At 66.3% G+C, this 430-nt stretch carries 1 protein-coding gene; it reads right to left on the reverse strand.

Features of this window, described 5'->3' with window-relative positions; genetic code table 11:
• On the reverse strand, positions 1-430 hold a 430-nt coding region (locus D7X55_RS46720), incomplete at both ends, for an AMP-binding protein (RefSeq protein WP_147470513.1).

Genomic DNA, 430 nt, shown 5'->3' on the forward strand with positions numbered 1-430 from the left:
CTTCATGGGTGTAGGCCGCGTACAGCAGGTAACCGCCGGTGGTGTGCAGCACGCCCTTGGGCTTGCCGGTGGAACCGGAGGTGTAGAGGATGAACAGCGGATCTTCCGCGTTCATGCGTTCCGGTTCGCAGGTGGACGGCTGGCTGTCCACCACATCGTGGAACCAGCGGTCGCGCGGGGCCTGCATGTCCACCGCGCCGCCGGTGTGGCGCACCACCAGCACGGTTTCAACCGTATTCGTGCCCGGCAGCTTCAGCGCGGCATCAACGTTGGCCTTCAGCGGAATCCTGCGGCCACCGCGCAGGCCCTCGTCGGCGGTGATGATCAGCTTGCTCTGGCAGTCGCTGACGCGGTCGGCGATCGAATTCGGCGCGAAGCCACCGAACACCACCGAGTGGATCGCACCGATGCGCGCACAGGCCAGCATGGC

Origin of the sequence: Corallococcus sp. AB049A, from assembly GCF_003668885.1 — a bacterium.
GTDB classification, from domain to species: domain Bacteria; phylum Myxococcota; class Myxococcia; order Myxococcales; family Myxococcaceae; genus Corallococcus; species Corallococcus interemptor.